Here is an 8,077-nt window from a genome sequence, read left to right as displayed (position 1 = left end):
CTGTCTCGATCGCCGGTGAATATGGGCTTGCCCCGAGTGAGACTGTTCGATTGCTCGAGTAGTCGGTAGTCACTGTCCCCTGTACACTCCGAAAGCTTCGGTGCACTGGATCCCAACCGAATCAGCAGTCTCGAGACTGGCTGCTCGAGTCCTGCGGACAATCTATTGAGCCGTGGTGAGGCACATACTGGAACTCGAGTTGTGACAAGGTGCGAATGATCAGAAAACGTTCGAGCAGTTGCGACCGCTGTTTGAATCGGAGGCAACGTTGTGTTCCATGTCAGTCGTGCGTATGAGGAAGAATTACTGCCGCCCCTCGAATAGAGAGTTGAATCTACTATCAGCAAAAGTGAAGTACTGCCCCAAATATCAGAGTAGATATTCAATGAATAGGGTGCTTTTCTCTGGATCTCAGCATCACCATCTAGAAACACAAGCGTTTCAGACCGCTGAACGGATCGCTGAGGACTCTATTGGGAGTGTTCTCTACCTTACGCGGAACGACGCGAGACGTAGTCATGTTGCGGACAAGTGGGCTGAAGAGTACAAACCACTCCAACTCCGCACAGAGACACTCGATGGCATTGTGAAGGAGTGGTACGAGAAACTCGAGGGTCCAGTTGACCGCCCACCCGGGCAACTCGACCGACGCCTTACTGAATACGCGCTTGATAGAACGACAGTAAATGAAGAGAGCATACTCGCTTGTGAATCGGCCTCGGCATCACTTGCAGATGCGTTCAGCAGTCGCTTTTCCCTCTTTGACGATGCTGGCGTTGTAACTGCATCTGCACTCGAGACGGAATTCAACGGATCGAAACTCGAGGAGCGCATCGCGACAGCCACAGTCGATGTCTATCGCCAGTATCGCTCACTCCAAGACGAACTCCTCGAGGAGTGGATACTGACTCGAGGCGAGATCTTTGAAACCGTAGCGTCAGCCGATGTCCCGTTATCAGAACTGACTCCGGAAATCGATGTCGTCATCGTCTCTGGCTACTACGAATTCCGGCCGCTCGAGCGAGCACTTCTCCAGCGAATCGTCGATTCGTTCGATGCAATTGCGATACTACCTCTTCACCAGGCCGGGGAGGGCGGTGTCGACAACATCGCGACTGATGCACTTGAACTGTATCGGACACTGGGCTTTGAGCGACACGAGACCGAGTCTACAACGGATCTAACTGCTATTACGAGTGCGTTGTATCAGCCAGATCCCGATTCGGTTCCGAACACAGAGACACTCCAGTGGCGGGAGCTTCCGACGCCCGAACGCGAGGTGCGGTATGTTGCCCGGGACCTTCGGAACGAATTGACCACCGGACGCGATCCAGACGACCTCGCGGTTGTCGTTCCTGGTCTTCGATCCTACGCTGAATATATCTCAGATACGTTCGAGACGTTTGAGATTCCATACGTTACGGCGGCGACAGCCCATCTAGATCGAACGTACACCGGAAGCGCGGTTCATGATCTTCTGGCCCTTGCTGAACCGAATCCGCGAGCTGAGGATCTTACATCGCTGCTGGCAAACCCACTCGTTGATCTCATCTCCCCCGAGCAGGTAGCGACGGTTACGGCGGCAACGCGTCGTCGGGATACTGCGTCTCTTCATCCGCTTCTCGAGACCCTCGACGACAAGACGACAGTAAGTATTGAAGATCTTCTCGAGCAACTCGAAACCCTTCGAACCGGGAATCTCGATACCGCTATCGAGACGCTTCGGGCGATTCTCGATGAGCAACTCGAGATCGACGATGCGGTCGAGACCTACGCCGGCGGCACCGACCAAGAACTCGAGAAGCGAGCGTACGATCTCACTGAGGAGATCCTCGAATCGTTTGAAACGATGACAGCCACGTCGAGTCGGCTCTCGCCATTGGCGCTGTTCACTCGCGCGTTTGATGGTGTGCCTGTCCGTGCTCCACAGGCTGGTGTGGATGGCCAAGTCGAAGTGATGGGAATGCTGGATGCTCGGATGCGTTCTTTCGACAAGGTGTTCATCGTCGGACTGACGACGGAACATTTCCCAACGACGCCAGAGCGACCGGCGTTTTTCGACGAGATGACGGATGCTCATCCTCGATTCGATACTGGCGACGAGCGCCTTCGGGGCCGATATCTCTTCGCGACGCTGCTTGCAAACGTTGCGGAAGCAACGCTAACGACACCAAAGACGGGTAACGACGATTCTGCTGTCGTTCGCTCACCCATACTGGATGAACTGCAGCGGGTCACGGGTATCGTTCCTGTCGAAGGTGTTGATGATCGAGTGGGATCCCGCGAGGACCTCCAGCGACACATCGCCGATTGCTCCGACAAACGAGCCGCTGTTGATCACGCTGGCAATCACGGCGATTTCTCTCCTCCACAGACAAAGCGAACCGATCGTGGTTTGATCTGTGCTGACCGACGGGCCAGTACAGAGCTCACCTCGTATGATGGCGTTCTCGATGCCGAGACCGTGAACGAGGTCTATCCACCGTCGGAACGGGAACCGTACAGTGCCAGCCGTCTCGAGCGGTATGCCGAGTGTGGGTTCAAATTCTACGCTGAGAACGTTCTCGACATTGAAGATCCGGACGACGTCGAAGTGACGCCGACGCCACTGGAAACAGGATCGTACGTGCATGACGTGCTCGAACGATTCTACGTAGATCTCCAGTCTTCGGGCGATGAGATCGATCTTGGTGAGTACGACCGAGATGAGCTCGAACAGCATCTCCTCGATGTCGCACTCGAGGAACTCGCTGACGCTGAGTTCGCGTACGACGGCTTGTTCTATGAACGGTGGGCAGCCAAGCTGTTCGCGGGTCTTGGCGATGAAGAGTCGAACCCATACACCACTACGGATGTTCCACACAATGCACCCGAACGCGGCTTGTTCGTGGCGTTTCTCGAGGAAGAACTCTCGCGAAGTACTGACGACCGCCCATCGTTGTTCGAAGCGCCGTTCGGTAGCGGTCTTCCAGACTCGGACAGTGGGCCGTTCGACGTTGACTGCGGGGATGGATCGACAGTCTCGATTCGTGGCTATATCGATCGCCTCGACGTAGCTAACTCGGAGGATCGATCGAAGCTCACGCTGTACGATTACAAGACTGGCCGTGCGCCGTATATGACGAAAACCACGGGCGGGACGAAGTTCCAGCTCTCGATTTACTTGCTCGCTGCTGATCATATCGTCGACGACGACAGACTCGCGAATGCTGATCTAGCAGCGACGTACTATCAGGTACGCCCGCCAAACGATATCCACGTTCCACGTGGGATCGAATCGAAGTTTGATTCACAGACCGAACTCCGCCAGTTCCTCGATACGGTTGTTCCATCGTGGCTGGGACAACTCGACGATGCGATCGCGAACGGACGGTTCCACACGACGCTGTTGGACTCACGTGACGCGAGCTGCAAGTACTGTGAGTATCGCCGGTCCTGTGACGTTCGGCACCATCGGAAACGCGAGCATCTCGAGACAGCTCGAGAGGATGAGCGTGCATACGTCCCGTTGCGGGCACAAGATGATGTTGACCTCGAGAAGGTGATGGCCGATGACTGACGAGGGCGAGGAGATTACGCTGACCAGCGAACAGGAGGATGCGCTTCTCCTCGATCGAAACGTTGCGATCACCGCCGGCGCCGGCACCGGGAAGACAACAACCCTGACCGAACGGTACGTGAAACTTCTCGCAGAGAATCCGGAGCTGACGCCCGAAAATATCGTTACGATAACCTTCACCCGGAAAGCCGCCGCTGAGCTGACCGAGAGAGTTCGTGAGGAACTGTACGAGCGACTCGCGGCTGTTGAGTCACCAGAGGAGTACCACCGATGGCGCAACGTGCTCGACGAACTCGAGGACGGGTACGTCCATACGATCCACGCGTTCTGTACGCGGCTACTGCGTGAGTATGCCGTCGAAGCACCTGTTCCGCTCGGCTTTGACGTCCTCGAGGAGGACGGTGCGGCGGTACTGCAGCGCGAGGTTGTCACGGAGTTCCTCGATCAGAATCAAGCCGACGAGGATGTGAGGTTACTCGCGCAGCTCTGGGGACGCGACCAGCTCGTCGAGATTCTCACCGGGTTGCTCGATGGCCGGCCGCAAAGCGAAACGATTCTCGAGCACTGGAAGGATACAGACACCGACGACTACGTCGACGTTCTCTGGGATGTCTGTGACCTGGATGCTGATCAGGCTCGTGAAACGCTGTACGATGGCGGTGTTCTGGAGGACCTTCGCGATCTTCAGGGGCGACTTCCTGCCGACCATGCAGTCGAAGATGCTGACGGGTTACAGGCACTCGAGACACTTACTGCTGTAGCCGAGCGCTTCCCTCGCCACTCCGCCGATAGCGATCCTCGGGCGTGCCAGAACGCGATCCCCGAACTGTACGAGGTCTGTGAAAAGAAAAACGGTGGGCTCTACAGCAGCTCGGGCTACATCGTCGGGAGCAGTGACGAGTGGGGCAAGCACACCGATGTCTACGAGGATCTGAAAGCGACGCTCAATACGCTGATCGATGCAGTCGAACCATACGAAGACGCCGTCGAAACGACGCCCGGCCAACTCGAGCGAAATAGTGCGTACTATGCGCTGGCACTGCTCCGAGTCTTTGCAGAGGTACTGGAGCGCTACGACGTCGAGAAGGACCGTCGAGATGCACTCGACTTTCCGGATCTGATCGAGACGGCGATTTCGTTCCTCCAGAATTACGATGACGTTAGAGAGCGGTTGCGAGCCAAGTTTGCAGCCGTGATGGTCGACGAGTTCCAGGATACCGATCCGCGGCAGTGGCTGCTAGTGAAGCTGCTTACCGGCCTCAACGACGGGACGGCAACCAACGCCTTCCTTGTCGGTGATGAGAAGCAGAGTATCTATGCTTTCCGTGGTGCCGACGTGACGACCTTCAGCGACGCTCGTGGTGAGTTGCAGTCGGCGAACGCAGCACTCGGTCTCGATACGGTTCCCGAAAGCGACGCTGAAAGCCCGACGGGGCTCGAACTGTCGGGCAACTTCCGAACGCTCGAGGGACCACTGACGTTCCTGAACGAACTCTTTGCGTCTGTGTTTCGGGCGGAAGGTGACGAACATGCTCCGTTCGAGGCATCGCCTCAGGAGCTTACTGCGGAACGAGATCGACTCGAGAACGTCGATAGTCTCGAAGGTGACGTCGAGTACCTGCTCGTCCCTGACGACGACGAGACGGCAGCCTCGCTCATGGGTGATGATCACCCCGTTGCAGAGGGTGCCCTCGAGCATACGATCGAAGCTGAAGCACAGGCGCTTGCTGCCCGACTTACACATCTCTTTGCGGATCCACCGCTCGTCCAGGATCCTGACTCGAACGATCACCGGCCGGCACAGCCTGCTGACGTCGCTATCCTCCTCCGCCGGCGAACGCACCTCGATCGATACCAGCGCGCTCTCGAGGACGTTGATATTCCGTATACGACCGTTGGTGGCTCCGGGTTCTACGATACTCCAGAAGTGCAGGCGCTGACGAATCTCCTTCGAGTGCTCGGCGACCCAACTGACGATGTTTCCCTCTACGGCGTGCTTCGGTCACCGCTGTTTGGATTCACGGACGATCGACTCGCCACGGAAATCGCTGACGCGGAGTCGGTGTGGGATGGGCTTGCTGCAACGGAGGATCCACAACTCGCTGATGCCTACGACCTCCTGACTACCTGGCGAACGCTCAGCGGCTGTGCAACACCGACTGAAGCAGGAACGCTTCCCTGGAACCGTGTTCTCTCACGCGTTATCGACGATACTGGCTATCTTGCCAGTGTGAGTGCTGATGAACGAGGGAAGCAGGCGGTCGCGAACGTCGAAAAATTCCGCGACCAGATTCGATCCTGGAGCGAAAACGGCGCTCATACGGCCGCAGGGTTGCTCCATCGAATCGATCAACAGGCAGAGGTCAACCCACGAGAGGGTGAAGCCGACATCCCGGGTGATACGGAAGGGGTTCGGCTCATGACGATTCACGCCGCGAAAGGACTCGAGTTCCCCATCGTTACTGTTCCGGACCTCGGGACGTCGCTTACATTCGGCCGGAGTATCGACGATCACGGGTACGTGCGTTTGGTCGATGGTTCTGAGGATGTTCCACCGTTGCCTGCCGTCGGTGGTCCGGATCCGGACGATGCATTCTCGGTCGAAAAGACTGCCGCCCACGAGTACGCAGATCGCATCTCACGTCCACAGGACCGAGCCGAAGCGAAACGGCTTCTCTACGTTGCGTGTACGAGAGCTCGAGATCGGCTACTGCTGTGTGGGACTCACGATATTGAACTCGAGGAAGGCGGTGGTATCGCGCTTGGTGAGCCGGATGCGTTCGACGAGGCAGGCCGATGGCGGGATTGGTTGCAGCCCGTGCTCTTCGACGGCGATCTGGCTACGGCTGCGTTTCGGAACGGGAGTGCAACCGGACGAATCGGAGATGCAACGTACACGGTTCGATCTCCGTCACGTCCCGTCGAATGGAGACAGGACGAGTCTTCGGACGACTCGATGCCATCAATATCGATGCCGGCGCCGTCTGTACAGGAACCAGCGACTCGAGTGGCTGCAACCACGCTCGTCAATGCGCTAGCCGATGAGCGTGAGGAAAGTGGAGGGATGGATTTCTCGGCAGAGTCACGGGAGACTGGGTTGCGGCCGACGACGTTTGGGACTGTCGTTCATCGACTCGCCGAACTTCGGCCGCCACGGGACGACTGGGAGTCGTTTATTGAGCGAGTGAGTCGAATGGCTGGTGATGAACCGACTGCGACGGACGTTGAGTCAGTAGTAGCTCACGCTGACGATGCGATCTCGTTTGTGGAGTCTGTCGAACGGTCGGTGACAATCGAGGGAGTACACGACGAGTATTCGGTGATCGCACGGCTCGATGGACATCGAATCGTCGGTGATATCGACTGGCTACTTGTCACTCCGGAAACCTACTGGATCATCGATTACAAGACGAACAGTCTCTCGAGGACGACGTCATCGGATCTGCTCGAGCACTATCGTCCGCAGTTGCTTTCGTATGCGCTGGCGCTTCTGCAACACGATTCCCAGCGTGATGTTCGTGCGTCGCTTCGGTTTACTGACGCCGGCGTCGAGGAGTCTCTCGAGTGGAGTAGTGGACAGATGAGCGAGATCGAGTCGGAGCTTCGGTCGATGGTGGACTCACTCGAGTAGGTCTCAACCCCTACTCGGGAGCAGTCGTCGAACTTGCCTTCGTACGCTCCTAAATGAGATGATGGCTGCGAGGCTAGAGGCTGTCATAGAACGGTTCCCATACCTATCTTTAACTACCCGACAGACGGTACGTATAGAGTATCTATGCAGCATTCGGTAGCTACTGACTTCATACAACCACTACTGAACGAAGATGGGCCGTCGGTGTACTGTTTCCTATCGGAATGGCACAGTCGCGCGTGGTCGACAAGACTATCGCCCTTACACGTCGAGTTCTATCTCTTCGACCGGGACTCGCATTCTGTACTTCCCAACCTCGAAGCCGAGTTTCTCGTAATACGCCAGCGCACGCTCGTTGTCGATGTCCACCTCCAGTGCAAGTTGCTCACAACCGTCTTCGCGAGCGGACTGCACGGCACGTGCGACCAGTTGATCGGCCAGCCCCGCTCCACGATACAACTCCCTGACATAGAAATCACCAACGACGAGCCTGTCGGGCCAGTCAAACGCAGACGGTGCAGTCTCTAGATCTACACTGATAAAGCCTGCAAAGGTCGCATCGATTTCCTCGAGCGGCGCTGTCGAGTCGTCGACATCGTCAAGTGCAACCCAGAGACGGCTGTCGGCCGTCTCGAAGCGGTCGATATGCCACTCAATTTCTGCCTCGATATCGAACTCCGAAGAGAGTCCCTGTGCCTCGACCACCTCGCCCAATTCCCGCCTGTACGGCAGCCAGAGTTCTTCCATGTACCGACGAATCGGGCCGTCCGCAGCTCTGACGCAACGAATGTGCATACACATTCAGCACACGTACAGTGATTAACAGTTACGACTGTTACCGAACTGCCACAACGACGTCAATCCTTCCCGTTCGTCGTGCGAGATTC

At 56.9% G+C, this 8,077-nt stretch carries 3 protein-coding genes; 2 read left to right on the top strand and 1 reads right to left on the bottom strand.

Translation table 11 applies throughout. The annotated features are described in order from the left end of the window. Window positions 1-277: 277 nt before the first annotated feature. Both QA609_RS23010 and QA609_RS23005 read left to right on the top strand, forming a co-directional pair. Window positions 278-3,559, top strand: a complete 3,282-nt coding sequence (locus QA609_RS23010; RefSeq protein ID WP_278304958.1) for a PD-(D/E)XK nuclease family protein — start codon at window positions 278-280, stop codon at window positions 3,557-3,559. Continuing rightward, the gene (locus tag QA609_RS23005) at window positions 3,552-7,190 is read left to right on the top strand and encodes a UvrD-helicase domain-containing protein (protein ID WP_278304957.1); all 3,639 of its coding nucleotides are present in this window, start codon (window positions 3,552-3,554) and stop codon (window positions 7,188-7,190) included. Before QA609_RS23010 ends, QA609_RS23005 begins: the two co-directional genes overlap by 8 nt. 261 nt (window positions 7,191-7,451) lie before the next feature. On the opposite strand, the gene QA609_RS23000 is transcribed toward QA609_RS23005, so the two are convergent. Further along, window positions 7,452-7,937, bottom strand: coding sequence for a GNAT family N-acetyltransferase (locus QA609_RS23000; protein ID WP_278304956.1), 486 nt, complete (start codon window positions 7,935-7,937; stop codon window positions 7,452-7,454). Window positions 7,938-8,077: the final 140 nt, after the last annotated feature.

It is taken from the genome of Natronococcus sp. A-GB7 (assembly GCF_029688865.1).
GTDB lineage: Archaea > Halobacteriota > Halobacteria > Halobacteriales > Natrialbaceae > Natronococcus.
This window is presented reverse-complemented; position numbering and strand designations above follow the sequence as displayed.

Excerpts from the sequence above, each read along its gene's own strand:
- QA609_RS23000 (WP_278304956.1), bottom strand. The coding sequence starts at position 7,937 with ATGGAAGAACTCTGGCTGCCGTACAGGCGGGAATTGGGCGAGGTGGTC.
- QA609_RS23010 (WP_278304958.1), top strand. The coding sequence starts at position 278 with ATGTCAGTCGTGCGTATGAGGAAGAATTACTGCCGCCCCTCGAATAGA.
- QA609_RS23005 (WP_278304957.1), top strand. The coding sequence starts at position 3,552 with ATGACTGACGAGGGCGAGGAGATTACGCTGACCAGCGAACAGGAGGAT.